Here is a 14,760-nt window from a genome sequence, read left to right as displayed (position 1 = left end):
TGCTAGGCAGGAGCGGCGCCGGATTTGAATTTGACAGGTTTTGGCTTGCTGCCATGCCTTAGGGAGATGATGTGTGGATGTCTTGAGCCTGATTGGCATCCTGTTGGCCTTTATTGCCATCATTGGAGGTAATTTTCTTGAGGGCGGCACCATCGCCGCTCTACTCAACGGGCCTGCTGCCCTGATCGTACTGGGCGGCACATGCGGTGCGGCCATGCTGCAGACGCCTATCCGTGTTCTCAAGCGCTCCCTGACAATGCTCAGTTGGGTTTTCTTGCCGCCAAGAGTCGACATGCCAGCCGGTATCAATCGCATCATTGGCTGGAGCATGTCTGCCCGTAAGGAAGGTCTGCTGGGGCTTGAACCGCTCGTGGATGCCGAACGTGATCCATTCGCTCGCAAAGGCCTGCAGCTGCTGGTCGATGGTGCCGAGCCTGAAGCCATTCGCAGCATTCTGGAAGTCGATATGTATGGCCAGGAAGATCGTGATATCCAGGCGGCCAAGCTGTTCGAGGCCATGGGTGGGTATGCGCCTACCATTGGGATTATCGGTGCCGTGATGGGGCTTATCCATGTCATGCAGAACTTGGCAAACCCCTCCCAGCTGGGTAACGGGATTGCTGTTGCATTCGTAGCCACAATTTATGGGGTTGCATTCGCTAACCTGTTACTGCTTCCGATTGCCAACAAGCTCAAAGGCATGGTGCTGCGTCAAACTCGCTACCGAGAAATGCTTCTAGAAGGTTTGCTGTCTATTGGCGAAGGTGAAAACCCTCGTTCCATCGAACTCAAGCTGCAAGGCTTCATGGAGTAACCGATGCGTCGCCGTCGACACGAGGAGCATGAAAATCACGAACGCTGGCTGGTGTCCTACGCGGATTTCATCACCTTGCTGTTTGCCTTCTTTGTTGTGATGTATTCCATCTCATCCATCAATGAGGGCAAGTACAAGATTCTATCCGAGACGCTGACCGGTATCTTTACAGAGCCGGATCGCTCCATGAAACCTATTCCCATTGGGGATCAGGTGCCTCGCAGCGTTCAGCCTACCATCGAGCAGAATACGCCTGCATCAGATAACGCGCCGGCGACTACTCAAGCAGTCGATCCGCTTGAGCAGATAGCAACCAGTATGCAGAACGCCTTTGGCGATCTCATCAATTCAGACCAGATGACTCTGAGGGCAACCGAGACCTGGTTGGAAATCGAGCTGAATTCCAATCTGCTTTTTCCTAGCGGGGATGCCATTCCAGGCGATCCAGCCTTTGGCTTGATGGCGAAGGTTGCCAAAATTCTGGCGCCTTACAAGAACCCGATTCAGGTAGAAGGGTTTACTGACAATATTCCCATCAGTACGCCTCAATACCCCACCAACTGGGAGCTTTCAGCGGCGCGATCCGCCAGTATTGCTCGGCTGCTGATTGGTGATGGCGTTACACCCGAACGGCTCGCCGTGGTCGGGTATGGCAGCTATCAACCAATAGCAGATAACTCCACCCCTGAGGGCAGGGCGCGGAACCGTCGGGTGGTGTTGCTCATTTCACGAAATGTCGACATTCACCGTGGCGTGAGTGGTTTTCAGGAGCGCTCCGCTTCTGGTAGAAATGGCACGCAAAGTGCACCTGCTCCCTCCAAGTAAGCGATAGAACCAATCGCTGTCAAATCTTCGCCGCTGGTATATCCAGCGGCTTGGCCTTGGCAATGCAGTATGCTGCCTGGGGAGGGTAGAACGTGAGAGTTTGGGCAATAGCCAATCAAAAGGGCGGAGTAGGCAAGACAACAACGTCTGTTTCGCTGGCAGGGCTTCTGGCTGACTCGGGCAAGCGTGTCCTGATGGTCGATCTTGACCCCCATGGCTCTTTGACGAGTTATTTTGGACAGGACCCGGATCGACTGGAACGCAGCGCCTTCGAACTGTTCCTGCATCAGGGGCAGGTTCCGGACGGGCTACCCAAGCAACTTCTGCTACCGACCAGCCATGAGCGCATCTCAATGCTGCCGGCCAGTACGGCGCTGGCGACCTTGGAGCGGCAATCGCCGGGGCAGAATGGCATGGGGTTGGTGATTTCCAAAAGCCTCGCGCAGTTGTGGAATGATTTTGATTATGCCCTGATCGACAGTCCGCCCTTGTTGGGCATTCTGATGGTCAATGCATTGGCGGCAAGCCAGCAGTTGGTCATTCCTGTGCAAACGGAATTTCTGGCGATCAAAGGATTGGAGCGCATGGTCAATACATTGGCCATGATCAACCGCTCCAGAAAACAGGCGCTTCCTTACACGATCGTACCGACGCTGTTCGACCGGCGTACCCAGGCTTCGCTGGGGACGCTCAAATACCTCCGAGACAATTACGTCGAGCATCTGTGGCAAGCGTTCGTTCCCATTGATACCAAGCTGCGGGATGCCAGCCGTGCTGGGATAACCCCCTCGCAGAACGATGCGAATAGTCGTGGTGTCATTGCATATAGGGCGTTGCTTAAGCATCTGCTTGATATGCAGCCTGCCTCAATGAACGTCGCGTGAAGACATAGTGATGCAGTACTCAAGTTTTTGCGGTATCCAGCCGATAGTTTCTTCAATCTTGAAGTGTGATACGTGACATGAGCCGTTCTACTAGCACTGAAATTCGTCCACAGCTGGCTTTGCAGTCCTATCTGGATGCGCTGCTGATGGAGGCGACACTCGAGCTGCCGGTAGAGACGCCTGCCGCCCTCCAGCATGAGGCGGTTGTCGTCTCGTTGGTTGAAGTGGTGTCCGTGGCTGCGCCTGATCCTGTTGCGCCTACGGTCCAAAGCGTGTCTTTGGACGAGTTCGAGGCGGCTGTACGTGAGGAGAAGGCACGCGATGCCCAGGTCAGGGAAACGCCTGCCCAGAACAGCCTCCCTGTGGTGCCGGTTGTTAAGCCTGTAGTGGCAGAGCCGGAAAAATTTGTCGATACCGTTATTCCGTTAAGAACTGTTCAGGCTGTCGAGCAGCAGGTGCAGCCTTTCAAGGTAAGCGACGACGGAAGGCCGGAATGGGCTGAAGAGCCGTTTGAATGTCTGTTGTTCGACGTGGCGGGGCTGACCCTTGCTGTGCCGCTGATATGTTTGGGAACGATTCATTCACTGGAAGGCCGCGAGCTGACGCCATTGTTTGGTCAGCCCGATTGGTTCCTGGGCATCCTGCCCAGCCCGCAGGGTAATTTGAAGGTATTGGATGCCGCGCGCTGGGTCATGCCAGAGCGCTACCGCGAAGACTTCAAGGAAGGCCTCCGGTTCGTTATCTCGGTTGAAGGGTATGACTGGGGAATTGCGGTACACCAGGTCAGCCGTTCGATACGTCTGGACCCTGCCGAGGTCAAATGGCGAACGCAACGATCCCAGCGGCCATGGCTGGCGGGAACGGTAATTGAGCATATGTGTGCCTTGCTGGATGTATCGGCGCTTGCGGCGCTGATTGAAAGCGGTGCTGCAAAGCAAAGGAAACAATAGAAGGGTTGACCTACGCTTAAAGGGTCGATTCTGGATCAACCAAGGCGGGAAGACCGCCAAGACCGCCAAGGCGGTATCAACGAGGCTGGGAAAATGAAGAAAACGTCTGCACAAGGTTCCGAAGATCCAATCCTGCAGTGGGTAACCTTCCGTCTGGACAACGAGACGTACGGTATCAACGTCATGCAGGTTCAGGAAGTGCTGCGCTATACGGAAATAGCTCCGGTGCCAGGTGCTCCAAGCTACGTGCTGGGTATCATCAACCTGCGCGGTAACGTCGTGACGGTAATTGATACACGTCAGCGTTTTGGCCTGGACTCTGCCGAGATCACGGATAACACCCGTATCGTGATTATCGAGGCCGACAAGCAAGTCGTTGGTATTCTTGTCGACAGCGTGGCTGAAGTCGTTTATTTACGTCAATCTGAAATCGAAACCGCGCCAAACGTGGGTAACGATGAGTCCGCCAAGTTTATCCAGGGCGTTTGCAACAAGAACGGCGAGCTGCTGATTCTTGTCGAATTGGATAAGATGATGAGCGAAGAAGAATGGTCTGAGTTGGAAAGTATCTAATGTTGGCAGCGTTGATCGTGCTGGTGTTCATTTGCCTTGGGCTGGCGGGTGCCTGCTTTCTGCTATGGCAGGAGCTTAAACGGCAGGCGTCAAAGCTTGCCCAGCATGAGGAAACAACCGAAAAGCGCTTGAGGGCTCTAGCCAAGCGGCTGGAAACCTATCAGGCCGGCACGGTCCGTATGGGGGAGCAATTGCATGAAATCAATGAGATGGTTGCACCCCTGCCTGACAGGCTGACCCGTATCGAACAAAGCGATCCGGCCAGCCTGTCGTTCAGTCAGGCTGCGCGCCTTGTGGGGTTGGGTGCCAGCGTCGATGATCTGACCCAGTCCTGCGGCCTTTCACGGGCCGAGGCCGAACTGATCAGTAAGATGCATAAGGCGCGTCAGCAATCCTGACAAAGTGCATCTCGCAAGCCTGCCACAGATCTTGTGTCATATCCGGCAGGCCTTGCATTTCTTCATTTCCCGGAAAGCCATCAGTCATGCACTGATGGCTTTTTTGTGCTCTCGATAAGATGTTTCAGCATTTTCCGGATAGCGCCGATAGGATGGGATCATCCTGCCTGCATGACAGGCTCTGCGGATGCTTGCCCTTCAGATACCAGGCGAACGCGATGATTTCGGCAATCGTGCGGTACAGCGCTTCAGGAATGGCATCGCCAAGCTCAAGGCGTGCCAGCAGGCGTACCAGGTCAGCGTTCTCATAGATAGGGATTTCGTGCTCTCTGGCCAATGCCAGAATGGCTTCGGCAAGATCTGCATCGCCTTTGGCTGTTAGGGTGGGAGCGGTCTGGCCGTCATAGACCAGTGCAATAGCCTGCTTCGAAGTACTCATGCGCTTTCATCTATCCAGCGTTCTTCAATGTGAGTGCGTAGTCCACGCACCGGTTTTCCCAGTGTGCATTGCAGCTCGCCTACCAGAAGTCCGGCCTCAAGCAATTGCTCCTTGAAGTGCTCCAGCTCATGGGTGATGAGCGCAGCGGTTTCCTTCTGCTCGGCCCAGAACTGGCTCGAAAGCGTACCGCGAGCAAGTTTGGCTTCGACCTGCATATTGCCAAGCGGCTCGAGGTCAAAGGCAAGATCGAGTTTCCAGATGCTGTCACGCAGTTCGCCAGCGCTTTTGGAAGGGCGTTCCTCTTGCAGCTTGTATTGCAGACTGGTGATGCGCTCACCGTTACGCATGGGAAGTTCCCCTTGCCAAGTAAGCAGCATGGATCCATCCGGGTAGTGCTGTGTCTGTTCAACGCCTGACAGCTGATGAGTTTGCAGGCGTGATAGGGCTGCTGTTGCCAACTTGAGCAGTTCTTCAAGCTCCATGCCTTCCTGCAGCAGCGAGCTAACTACCCGTGATGGCAGGGGAAAGCTCAACGCAGCATGCTTAGGGTTGCCTTGACCTAATGCCGTTAGGGCATTGCGCAGGCTTCCTGGCAGGTTTGGCACGCCGACTTGAGGAGGAAAAGTGGAGGTCGTTGTAGCCTGGCTCAGTTGACTGATCAGGCGGAGCAGGAGCGTCTTGTAATCCTGCGGTAGCCGTTCGGTCTCACCTGAAATAAGGTGTCGCTCCAGCAAAATGCCGCTTCGCTCGAACAGGGTTTTTACGACATCCGGGTTCTTGAGTTCTTCAACCTCGGGTACGGAGGCGAGCAGCTGACCAAGCGTATCGCGCAACACGCCGGGCGTGGCGGGCGAGTCCGTTAGTAGCGGCAGAGCTTGAAACAACTGGGCCAGCGAGCCTTGTCGTTGGAACTGAGCCGTCAACTGCTGTCCCAGCTCAATCTGATCAAGTCTTCCGCTGGAGGGCACCAGAGCAACCTGCTGTGCATCGCGTACCGCAACCGTTATCAGGCTGCCGGGCTTAAGGGCATTTAGCGATTCGATTATCAGTTGTTTGCCTGCAAGGGCACCGTTGAGCAATGTCACAACGGATTTGAAGGATATCTGCCCCTCAGAGGCGTCGGCTGGTTGACTGCTGACCACTCGCGTCTGCAGCAGGGTGCCTGGCGGAAGCGCTTTGGTATCCAGGCTTTTCAAAGGCGTCTCTGCCTTGGCCTCGATCTGTACAGCCAGGCGGGTAGACGATAACGCCATGATGTTTAGTAGCGAACCGGTTGGCAGGGGTGAAGTGCTTTCCGCCGGTAGGGTAAGTTGACGTCCATTGGCAAGCGTCAACTGCAGCAATAACTGAAAACTCTGCAGGTTCTGCTTAAGGGCAACAACTTGCGCCTGGGCTGTTTCGCCGGGCAGCAGAGGGCTTTCTGTCGGTAAGGTAATCCGCACGACCGGCTCGGCGGGTAACGCAGCCCGCGTTGGGACAGCTGGGGCAGAAGCGGGGCGGATAGTGCCTATGTCAGCCATGTAGCCACTCTGATAGTTTCATGCAGTCGGTCGTCCAGGCTGGCGTGATGTGTATAATGCTGGCCAATTGACGGGCTTGGTCTTGTTTCCAGCCTACTATAGCGGCCGATTCCGTTCCGACTTGATGCCAATGGTTGCGTGTAGTGATACCCCCTTGTCTTGAAGCCGTTGCGCTCACCTGTGAGCGTGACGAGCGCGTGCTGTTCGAGCAGCTGGATCTTGTGCTCGAATCTGGTGAAATGCTGCAGATAATGGGGCCGAATGGCAGCGGTAAAACCAGTCTGCTACGTCTTCTGGCAGGGCTTATGGCTCCAACGGCCGGTGAGGTGCGTCTGGCTGGTAGGCAGCGACACGAGCCGTTCAGCCAGTTACTCTGGCTTGGCCATGCGACTGGAATCAAGGGACTCCTGACTGCCGAGGAAAACCTTACTTGGTTGTGCGCTTTGAACAAGCCCGCCACTCGGGAAGCGATCTGGCAGGCTCTGGACAGCGTAGGGCTGTCTGGCTTCGAGGATGTTCCCTGCCATACGCTCTCTGCCGGACAACAGCGTCGTGTCGCATTGGCTCGCCTGTATCTTGACCCTCCTGCCTTGTGGGTACTCGATGAGCCGTTTACGGCTCTCGACCGCCAAGCGGTGGAGCATCTTGAGCGGCATTTGAGCCAGCACTGTGAACAGGGTGGAGCAGTGGTGCTTACTACGCATCATCAAATGACGCAAACGCCGACGCGCTATCGCCAGCTAGAGCTAGGGCAGGGGGTCTCATGAGCGGGCTCTTCGTGCTTCTGCTTAAACGTGAAGCGCTACTGCTATGCCGACGCCCGGTGGAGCTGGCCAATCCCTTGGTGTTCTTTGCGATCGTGATTGCCCTGTTTCCCCTGGCGGTGGGACCTGAAAGCCAGCTGTTGAAAGAGCTGTCGCCAGGGTTGATTTGGGTCGCTGCCTTGTTGGCGGTATTGCTTTCACTGGACGGCCTGTTTCGTAGCGATTTTGAGGACGGCTCACTTGAGCAATGGGTGCTCTCGCCGCACCCACTCTTTGTTCTGGTATTAGCCAAGGTGATGGCGCACTGGGTGTTTACCGGACTGGCGTTAATCGTGCTCTCGCCTGTCCTGGCGCTCATGCTGGGGCTTCCTGTCCAGTGTTTGGGGGTGCTGCTGCTATCGTTGCTGCTCGGTACGCCTGTGTTGAGTTTACTGGGTGCTGTAGGTGCAGCGCTGACTGTAGGGCTCAAGCGGGGCGGGTTGCTGCTGGCTCTGCTTATTCTTCCGCTTTACATTCCGGTGCTCATTCTAGGCAGCGGTGCATTGCAAGCCTCTCTTCATGGAATGCCCGCCGCAGGACAGCTTTTGTGGCTGGGAAGTTTGATGGTTTTATCGCTGACGTTCTCTCCATTCGCTATTGGCGCTGGGTTACGGATCAGTGTGGGTGAATAATGTGGAACAGTCATGAAGTGGACGTTTTTTCATAAACTGGGCTCGCCCAAATGGTTTTACGAGATCAGTAGCCGGTGGTTGCCCATCCTGGCGTGGGCGGCGGCATGCTTCGTTATGGTAGGTACGGTATGGGGCCTGGTCTTTGCGCCGCAGGATTATCAGCAGGGTAATAGTTTTCGCATCATCTATATCCATGTACCTGCTGCATTTTTGGCGCAGTCGGGGTATCTGCTTCTGGCAATTGCCGGGGTAGTAAGCCTGGTCTGGAAAATGAAGCTGGCCGATGTTGCACTCAAATGCGCAGCGCCCGTAGGCGCCTGGATGACTTTTGTTGCGCTGGTAACCGGGTCAATATGGGGCAAGCCAACCTGGGGTGCCTGGTGGGTGTGGGATGCACGGCTGACTTCCATGTTAATCCTGCTGTTCCTGTATTTCGGCATCATTGCGTTGGGGCAGGCTATTTCCAATCGGGAAAGTTCGGCCAAGGCCTGCGCGGTACTCGCCATCGTAGGTGTTATCAACCTGCCAATCATTAAATACAGCGTTGAATGGTGGAACACCCTACATCAGCCTGCCACGTTCACGCTTACCGAAAAACCGGCAATGCCCATCGAGATGTGGCTTCCGCTTCTGATAATAATGGTTGGTTTTTATTGTTTCTTCGGCGCTGTTGTCCTGATGCGCATGCGTCTTGAAATCTTACGCCGCGAATCGCGAACGTCTTGGGCCAAGGCAGTGGTTGAAGAGAGCCTTGGTAAAAGGGGTAAAACATGACGTTTCATTCGATAAGCGAGTTTCTGGCCATGGGTCATCACGGACCTTATGTGTGGTCAGCTTACGGAATCACTGCACTGGTCCTGATAATCAATATCGTGATGCCACGGCTGGCACACCGTCGTTATCTGCAGAGCGAAGCACGCCGCCTGCGTCGGGAGATGAACCCGTGAATGCTGTCCGTAAAAAACGTCTTTTGATCATTCTGGCGATTCTGGCTGGCGTTGGGGCCGCCGTGGCCCTGGCTTTGTCGGCATTGCAACAGAACATCAACCTGTTCTACACGCCCAGCCAGATCGTTTCGGGTGAAGCCCCCGTGGGCACTCGTATCAGGGCGGGCGGTATGGTCGAGCGGGGCTCTCTCCAGCGATCGGCTGACTCGCTCGATGTGCGCTTCATCGTGAGTGATGGCGTTCAACACATTTCCATCAGGTACCATGGCATCCTGCCGGATCTGTTTCGCGAAGGGCAGGGGATCGTCGCGTTAGGCAAGCTCGATGCATCCGGTGTGCTCGATGCCGACGAAGTGTTGGCAAAGCACGACGAAAATTACATGCCGCCTGAAGTAACCAAGGCCCTCAAGGACAGTGGCGCCTACCAGCAGTTTAGTAACCAGAAGGGCAGCTGATGCTGCCGGGCTCTGCATTTTTGTTTTTAGTGTAATGCGAGAAATTCATGATTCCTGAACTAGGCCACCTGGCTCTGATACTTGCGCTGTGCATGGCTGTGGTCCAGTCGACGTTTCCCTTGCTGGGCACATGGCGAGGCAACCGGCAATGGATAGGGCTTGCGCGGCCGGCGGCCTGGGGACAATTCGCTTTCCTTCTTTTTTCATTTGGCTGCCTGACCTGGTCATTCCTGACGAACGACTTCTCAGTGACCTATGTGGCGGAGAACTCCAACAGTCTATTGCCCTGGTACTACAAATTCAGTGCAGTCTGGGGTGCGCATGAGGGATCGCTGCTGCTATGGGCTCTGATCCTTGGCGGCTGGACGTTTGCTGTTTCCATCTTCTCCCGGCAATTGCCCGAAGACATGCTGACGCGGGTTCTGTCCATCATGGGAATGATCAGCTCAGGTTTCTTGCTGTTCCTGATCATGACGTCCAATCCATTCTCACGCCTGCTGCCCCAGTCGCCTGTGGACGGAAATGACCTGAATCCCTTGTTGCAGGATGTTGGGCTGATTGTGCACCCGCCTATGTTGTATATGGGCTATGTGGGGTTTTCCGTCGCCTTTGCCTTTGCCATTGCGGCCCTGCTGGGCGGGCGTCTGGACGCGGCATGGGCCCGCTGGTCCCGGCCCTGGACGCTGGTGGCCTGGACATTCCTGGGTATCGGTATTGTCCTGGGTTCCTGGTGGTCCTATTACGAGCTGGGTTGGGGGGGCTGGTGGTTCTGGGACCCGGTAGAAAACGCATCATTCATGCCGTGGCTGGTCGGGACAGCACTTATCCATTCGTTGTCCGTCACGGAAAAACGTGGGGTCTTCAAGAGCTGGACGGTATTGCTGGCAATTGCTGCGTTTTCCTTGAGTCTTCTGGGCACGTTCCTGGTTCGCTCAGGCGTGCTGACCTCTGTCCATGCGTTTGCTTCAGATCCTACCCGCGGGGTGTTTATCCTTGCCTTCCTTCTGGTCGTAGTAGGCAGCTCGTTAACCCTGTTTGCCCTGCGGGCACCTGTCGTTAAAAGTCAGGTTGGATTTGAGCTGTGGTCTCGGGAAACGCTCCTGCTGATCAATAACCTCATTCTGGTCGTAGCGGCGTCCATGATCCTGCTGGGTACGCTGTATCCGCTGGTCATTGATGCACTAAGCGGTGCCAAGCTGTCTGTTGGTCCGCCTTATTTCAATGCCCTGTTTGTACCGCTGATGGTCATACTGATGATTGCACTGGCAATCGGCGTACTGGTGCGCTGGAAGAGCACCCCTGTGCGCTGGTTGCAGGGCATGCTCATGCCAATACTTATTGTCAGCGTTGTTTTCGGCGTGCTGGCAGCGTTCATGCTGGGCGACTTTCATTGGGCGGTGCTGGCGGCGTGCTCGTTGGCGTCCTGGGTTGTACTGGCTGGCCTTCGCGATCTGCAGGACAAGACGCGCCATAAAGGTTGGCTCAAGGGTATTCGCAGCCTCGGCCGCAGTTACTGGGGGATGCAGGCTGCCCATCTGGGGCTTGCGGTGTCGGCATTAGGGATAGTGCTCTCTACCCAGTTCTCCGCTGAGCGCGACCTGCGCATGGCGCCAGGGGAGTCGGTCGAGCTGGCAGGTTATCACTTCATTTTCGATGGCACTCAGCATTTCGAGGGGCCTAACTTCAAGTCGGACTATGGCACTCTGCGGGTCTCGAAAGGCAATCAGAATGTTGCGGTTCTGCATCCGGAAAAGCGTCTTTATTTAGTACAGCGCTCGGTCATGACCGAGGCAGGCATCGATGCAGGGCTTATGCGTGATTTATACGTGGCGCTTGGTGAGCCGTTGGAAGACGGGGCCTGGGCAGTCCGCATCCATATCAAGCCATTCGTACGTTGGATCTGGCTAGGGGGCGTGCTGATGGCGCTAGGTGGACTACTTTCCATGTCGGACAAACGTTATCGACTCAAGGTGCGTCAGCGTGCCAGTCGGTCCCTGGGGCTCAAGGAGGCGCAGGCATGAAGCGTCGCCTGGTTCTACTGATTCCACTCGTTCTTTTCCTTGCCATGGCTGGCTTTCTATTCAAGGGCCTGTATCTGAATCCATCTGAGCTACCGTCCGCACTGATCGACAAGCCATTGCCGCCATTTTCATTGCCCGCTGTTGACGACCCCGGCCGAACCCTGACTCAGGTTGATTTTCAAGGCAAGCCCGCCTTGGTCAATGTATGGGGCACCTGGTGTGTCGCATGCCGGGAGGAGCATCCCGTTCTGAATACGCTCAAAGAGCAGGGCATCACCATCTACGGCATCAATTACAAGGACGATAATGCCAGCGCATTGAGGTGGCTGAAGGAATTCCACAACCCTTATCAGCTCAACGTTCGCGATGACAAAGGCAGCCTGGGTCTGGACTTGGGTGTATACGGCGCACCGGAAACCTATCTGATCGATAGCAAAGGCGTCATCCGCTACAAACATGTAGGCATTGTAAGCCAACAGGTGTGGCGTGATGAGCTGGCGCCGCGTTACCAGCAGCTCATGGAGGCGCCATGATCCGCCGGATAGGAGCATCATTATTATTGCTGTTTGTATGGATAGGCGTTGCACAGGCCGCCATCGAAACCTTCGCGTACACAAACGATGCCGAGCGCGAGCGCTTTCAAGCACTGACGCGTGAATTGCGCTGCCCGAAGTGCCAGAACCAGGACCTTGCCGACTCGAATGCACCCATCGCCGCTGATTTGCGAGGAGAGATTCATCGTCTGATGAACGAAGGTAAAAGCGATGAGCAGATCATCAACTATCTGGTGGCGCGATATGGTGAGTTCGTCATGTACAGGCCGCCTGTTGAACAGCGGACCTGGCTGCTCTGGTATGGGCCGGCTGCGTTTTTAATCTTAGGATTCTGTATCATCCTGATCATCGTTCGACGTCGCCAGCAACAAACCTTGCCATCCAATGCTGCATTGTCTGCCGATGAGCAGGCACGCCTTGCATCACTTCTGAAAAAGAAAGATTCCTGATGATCGATTTCTGGCTCGCCATAGGGCTGCTGCTGCTCGTTGCCTTGGGCTTCCTCCTGATTCCCGCGATACGCCGTCAGCAAGTTGCCTCTGGTAAAGACCGTGCCGCCGTCAACGTTGAGCTTTACGAGGAGCGACTGACAGAGCTCTCCCAGCAACACGCTGCAGGCTTGCTGACTGCTGAGCAGTGGGAGGAAGCCCGCTCCGAAGCTGCCCGTGAGCTGCTTTCCGACACTCAGCAGGCAGACACTGACGCCACAAGCGCTAAAGGCGGGCGCGCTGCGCCGTTGATCGTGGCGTTAATCGTTCCGCTCGTTGGACTTGGACTCTACCTGCATTGGGGTGCCAGCGACCGGGTCGAGCTCACTCGCGAGTTCAGCCAGCCGCCGCGCTCCATGGATGAAATGAGTTCCCGGCTAGAGCGCGCGGTTGCCGTCCAGCCTGAGTCTTCTGAAGGCTGGTATCTGTTGGGTCGTACCTATATGAGCCAGGAGCGTTTCAGCGAGGCTGCTCATGCGTTTACCCAGGCAGTCCGGCAGGCCGGGCGTCAACCTGAGCTGCTAGGGCAGCTGGCGCAGGCGCAGTATTTTGCGGACGGTAAAGTCTTGACCCCGGAGGTCAAGACGTTGGCTGACGAAGCGCTCAAGGCTAATCCCAAGGAAGTGACTACGCTTGGGCTCCTGGGCATAGCGGCGTTCGAGCAGAAGGATTACGCTGGTGCAATCACTCATTGGCAAACCTTGGTCGATCAGCTGCCTACTGGTGATCCGTCCCGTAAGGCTATTCAAAGTGGTATCGAGCGGGCCCGGCGCTATATGGGCGCTAGCGGCGAAGCTGCATCTTCAGCCAGTTCTACTCAATCAGCTACCCTGAGTGTCACGGTAAGTCTTGATCCAGGCGTGAGCTCACATGTCAAGGCGAGTGATACCGTGTTCGTGTTTGCCCGCGCTGTATCAGGGCCACCCATGCCATTGGCAGTAAAGCGTCTGACAGTAGCGGACCTGCCTGCCAGTGTATCGCTGAGTGATGCAGATGCGATGATGCCCCAGCTCAAGCTGTCAGGGTTTGATCAGGTTCAGCTGGTTGCGCGTATCTCTCGGCAGGGAAATCCGACGTCAGGTGAGTGGGTTGCGCTTGGCAAGCCGATTGCGGTGAAAGATGCCCAGCCGCAGCAGTTGAAAATAACGCAGCCCGACGCCAAATAGAATATTTGCATGGCTTCTTGCAGGAGGGGCCATGCCTTGCCGGATGGCTGTGCGCAAGCATTCGCCTCCCGCTACACTTAAGCCTTTATTTGCCGGTATTTCTACTTACCAGGAGCGGGAGCATGTCCACACCCTTTGCCCAAATGCTCGATAACATCACGCCGGAAATCTACGAGAACCTAAAACGCGCTGTAGAAATCGGTAAATGGCCGGATGGCCGCAAGCTGACGCGCGAGCAGGTCGAGCTCAGTTTGCAGGCAGTCATTGCCTATGAGGCCAGGCATGTCCCGGAGGACCAGCGAGTCGGCTACATGGGACCACAGGAATGCAGTTCAAAGTCCGAGCCGATTCCCAATCTTCTTTTTAAGTCCGACGCGATTCACTGATCTTCGCATCACCGCAGTTCCAAGCGCCGCGGCCCTACAGCCGTGGCGCTTTCATTTTAAAAGGTAGTGCAACACCATGGCAGAGTTAGGGCGCGGCGCGCTAAGCAAGATGACGGTGCGTCTCGGCGAGCCCGTGCAGTATTCGTTTCGCCTGGGCGAAACAGAGGTTCCCGTCAATCCGCTGATTGGCGAAAGAATCCGTCTGGAGTACCTAGGTGAAATCTATTGCACCCATTGTGGCCGCAAGACCAAGAAGAGCTTCGGTCAGGGTTACTGTTATCCCTGTTTTACCTCCCTTGCCCAATGCGATAGCTGCATGATGAGTCCTGAGAAGTGCCATTTCGAGCATGGCACCTGTCGCGAACCGGAGTGGGGAGAGTCTTTTTGCATGACGCCCCATATCGTCTACCTGGCCAACTCCTCAGGGCTTAAGGTCGGTATTACGCGTGCCAATCAGATCCCTACTCGCTGGATTGACCAGGGTGCTCATCAGGCGCTAGCCATCTTGCGTGTGGCTACCCGGCAGCAATCGGGTCTGGTGGAGGACCTTTTTCGTAGCCAGGTAGGAGACCGCACCAACTGGCGCGCTATGCTCAAGGGAGAGGCGGAGCAGGCGGACCTCGCTGCGCTGCGCGACCAGATTCTGGATGCCTGTGCGCAAGGGATGCACGTGCTTCAGGAGCGTTTTGGCCTGCAGGCGATCCAACCAATAGTCGACATGGAGCCGCTTCAGATTCATTATCCGGTTACGGTGTATCCCACCAAGATTGTTAGCCACGATCTGGAGAAGACGCCTGTAGTAGAAGGCACACTGCTTGGTATCAAGGGTCAATACCTGATGTTTGATACCGGGGTCATTAATATTCGCAAATACACAGCTTACCAGCTGGCCGTGCATCATTAAG

General features: G+C 55.7%; 19 protein-coding genes. 17 read left to right on the top strand and 2 right to left on the bottom strand.

The genetic code is table 11. The annotated features are described in order from the left end of the window. The first annotated feature begins 73 nt into the window (after positions 1-73). From JQR86_RS11285 to JQR86_RS11260, 6 genes are all read left to right on the top strand, one after another. A complete protein-coding gene (locus tag JQR86_RS11285) occupies positions 74-814 on the top strand; it encodes a flagellar motor protein (protein WP_010797943.1) in 741 nt (246 codons plus the stop codon). Between the two features lie 3 nt (positions 815-817). Continuing rightward, positions 818-1,639, top strand: a complete 822-nt coding sequence (gene motD, locus JQR86_RS11280) for a flagellar motor protein MotD (RefSeq protein WP_010797944.1) — start codon at positions 818-820, stop codon at positions 1,637-1,639. A gap of 92 nt (positions 1,640-1,731) precedes the next feature. Continuing rightward, entirely contained in the window at positions 1,732-2,523 is a 792-nt protein-coding gene (locus tag JQR86_RS11275) for a ParA family protein (RefSeq protein ID WP_150347625.1), read from the top strand. A 77-nt stretch (positions 2,524-2,600) separates the two neighbouring features. Then, positions 2,601-3,473, top strand: coding sequence for a CheW domain-containing protein (locus JQR86_RS11270; RefSeq protein WP_150347624.1), 873 nt, complete (start codon positions 2,601-2,603; stop codon positions 3,471-3,473). A 93-nt stretch (positions 3,474-3,566) separates the two neighbouring features. Beyond that, positions 3,567-4,046, top strand: a complete 480-nt coding sequence (locus tag JQR86_RS11265) for a chemotaxis protein CheW (RefSeq protein ID WP_010797947.1) — start codon at positions 3,567-3,569, stop codon at positions 4,044-4,046. After that, positions 4,046-4,444 (top strand): DUF2802 domain-containing protein, encoded by a 399-nt coding sequence (locus JQR86_RS11260; RefSeq protein WP_010797948.1) that lies wholly within the window; start codon positions 4,046-4,048, stop codon positions 4,442-4,444. The genes JQR86_RS11265 and JQR86_RS11260 overlap by 1 nt, the downstream gene beginning before the upstream one ends. A gap of 124 nt (positions 4,445-4,568) precedes the next feature. On the opposite strand, the gene JQR86_RS11255 is transcribed toward JQR86_RS11260, so the two are convergent. Then, the gene (locus tag JQR86_RS11255) at positions 4,569-4,883 is read right to left on the bottom strand and encodes an EscU/YscU/HrcU family type III secretion system export apparatus switch protein (protein ID WP_074825278.1); all 315 of its coding nucleotides are present in this window, start codon (positions 4,881-4,883) and stop codon (positions 4,569-4,571) included. Further along, positions 4,880-6,403, bottom strand: a complete 1,524-nt coding sequence (locus JQR86_RS11250) for a flagellar hook-length control protein FliK (protein ID WP_434153593.1) — start codon at positions 6,401-6,403, stop codon at positions 4,880-4,882. The genes JQR86_RS11255 and JQR86_RS11250 overlap by 4 nt, the downstream gene beginning before the upstream one ends. A gap of 143 nt (positions 6,404-6,546) precedes the next feature. On the opposite strand from JQR86_RS11250, the gene ccmA reads away from it, so the two are divergent. From ccmA to JQR86_RS11195, 11 genes are all read left to right on the top strand, one after another. Further along, a complete protein-coding gene (gene ccmA / locus JQR86_RS11245; protein ID WP_404627657.1) occupies positions 6,547-7,170 on the top strand; it encodes a cytochrome c biogenesis heme-transporting ATPase CcmA in 624 nt (207 codons plus the stop codon). Beyond that, the gene (gene ccmB / locus JQR86_RS11240) at positions 7,167-7,838 is read left to right on the top strand and encodes a heme exporter protein CcmB (RefSeq protein WP_010797952.1); all 672 of its coding nucleotides are present in this window, start codon (positions 7,167-7,169) and stop codon (positions 7,836-7,838) included. Before ccmA ends, ccmB begins: the two co-directional genes overlap by 4 nt. Before the next feature lie 12 nt (positions 7,839-7,850). Beyond that, positions 7,851-8,612, top strand: coding sequence for a heme ABC transporter permease (locus JQR86_RS11235; RefSeq protein WP_150347620.1), 762 nt, complete (start codon positions 7,851-7,853; stop codon positions 8,610-8,612). Next, positions 8,609-8,785 carry a heme exporter protein CcmD gene (gene ccmD / locus JQR86_RS11230; protein ID WP_010797954.1) on the top strand — a complete coding sequence of 59 codons (177 nt, stop codon included), beginning with the start codon at positions 8,609-8,611 and terminating at the stop codon, positions 8,783-8,785. The genes JQR86_RS11235 and ccmD overlap by 4 nt, the downstream gene beginning before the upstream one ends. Then, positions 8,782-9,240: a cytochrome c maturation protein CcmE gene (gene ccmE, locus JQR86_RS11225; protein ID WP_434153592.1), complete on the top strand. Its 459-nt coding sequence runs from the start codon at positions 8,782-8,784 to the stop codon at positions 9,238-9,240. Before ccmD ends, ccmE begins: the two co-directional genes overlap by 4 nt. A 47-nt stretch (positions 9,241-9,287) precedes the next feature. Beyond that, positions 9,288-11,261: a heme lyase CcmF/NrfE family subunit gene (locus JQR86_RS11220; protein WP_434153590.1), complete on the top strand. Its 1,974-nt coding sequence runs from the start codon at positions 9,288-9,290 to the stop codon at positions 11,259-11,261. Next, positions 11,258-11,794 (top strand): DsbE family thiol:disulfide interchange protein, encoded by a 537-nt coding sequence (locus JQR86_RS11215; RefSeq protein WP_312507867.1) that lies wholly within the window; start codon positions 11,258-11,260, stop codon positions 11,792-11,794. The genes JQR86_RS11220 and JQR86_RS11215 overlap by 4 nt, the downstream gene beginning before the upstream one ends. Beyond that, a complete protein-coding gene (locus JQR86_RS11210; protein ID WP_434154896.1) occupies positions 11,794-12,264 on the top strand; it encodes a cytochrome c-type biogenesis protein in 471 nt (156 codons plus the stop codon). Before JQR86_RS11215 ends, JQR86_RS11210 begins: the two co-directional genes overlap by 1 nt. Beyond that, a complete protein-coding gene (ccmI, locus tag JQR86_RS11205) occupies positions 12,264-13,469 on the top strand; it encodes a c-type cytochrome biogenesis protein CcmI (protein ID WP_434153589.1) in 1,206 nt (401 codons plus the stop codon). The genes JQR86_RS11210 and ccmI overlap by 1 nt, the downstream gene beginning before the upstream one ends. Positions 13,470-13,591: 122 nt before the next feature. After that, positions 13,592-13,855 carry a YeaC family protein gene (locus JQR86_RS11200; RefSeq protein WP_010797960.1) on the top strand — a complete coding sequence of 88 codons (264 nt, stop codon included), beginning with the start codon at positions 13,592-13,594 and terminating at the stop codon, positions 13,853-13,855. Between the two features lie 76 nt (positions 13,856-13,931). Then, the gene (locus JQR86_RS11195) at positions 13,932-14,759 is read left to right on the top strand and encodes a DUF2797 domain-containing protein (RefSeq protein WP_407363183.1); all 828 of its coding nucleotides are present in this window, start codon (positions 13,932-13,934) and stop codon (positions 14,757-14,759) included. The last annotated feature ends 1 nt before the right edge of the window (position 14,760 follow it).

Origin of the sequence: Pseudomonas sp. JZ134, assembly GCF_051027695.1 — a bacterium.
Lineage (GTDB): Bacteria > Pseudomonadota > Gammaproteobacteria > Pseudomonadales > Pseudomonadaceae > Chryseomonas > Chryseomonas luteola.
This window is presented reverse-complemented; position numbering and strand designations above follow the sequence as displayed.

Coding starts and splice junctions, on each gene's coding strand:
- motD (WP_010797944.1), top strand. CDS start 818: ATGCGTCGCCGTCGACACGAGGAGCATGAAAATCACGAACGCTGGCTG.
- JQR86_RS11270 (WP_150347624.1), top strand. CDS start 2,601: ATGAGCCGTTCTACTAGCACTGAAATTCGTCCACAGCTGGCTTTGCAG.
- JQR86_RS11265 (WP_010797947.1), top strand. CDS start 3,567: ATGAAGAAAACGTCTGCACAAGGTTCCGAAGATCCAATCCTGCAGTGG.
- JQR86_RS11260 (WP_010797948.1), top strand. CDS start 4,046: ATGTTGGCAGCGTTGATCGTGCTGGTGTTCATTTGCCTTGGGCTGGCG.
- JQR86_RS11255 (WP_074825278.1), bottom strand. CDS start 4,883: ATGAGTACTTCGAAGCAGGCTATTGCACTGGTCTATGACGGCCAGACC.
- JQR86_RS11250 (WP_434153593.1), bottom strand. CDS start 6,403: ATGGCTGACATAGGCACTATCCGCCCCGCTTCTGCCCCAGCTGTCCCA.
- ccmB (WP_010797952.1), top strand. CDS start 7,167: ATGAGCGGGCTCTTCGTGCTTCTGCTTAAACGTGAAGCGCTACTGCTA.
- JQR86_RS11235 (WP_150347620.1), top strand. CDS start 7,851: ATGAAGTGGACGTTTTTTCATAAACTGGGCTCGCCCAAATGGTTTTAC.
- ccmD (WP_010797954.1), top strand. CDS start 8,609: ATGACGTTTCATTCGATAAGCGAGTTTCTGGCCATGGGTCATCACGGA.
- JQR86_RS11220 (WP_434153590.1), top strand. CDS start 9,288: ATGATTCCTGAACTAGGCCACCTGGCTCTGATACTTGCGCTGTGCATG.
- JQR86_RS11215 (WP_312507867.1), top strand. CDS start 11,258: ATGAAGCGTCGCCTGGTTCTACTGATTCCACTCGTTCTTTTCCTTGCC.
- ccmI (WP_434153589.1), top strand. CDS start 12,264: ATGATCGATTTCTGGCTCGCCATAGGGCTGCTGCTGCTCGTTGCCTTG.
- JQR86_RS11200 (WP_010797960.1), top strand. CDS start 13,592: ATGTCCACACCCTTTGCCCAAATGCTCGATAACATCACGCCGGAAATC.
- JQR86_RS11195 (WP_407363183.1), top strand. CDS start 13,932: ATGGCAGAGTTAGGGCGCGGCGCGCTAAGCAAGATGACGGTGCGTCTC.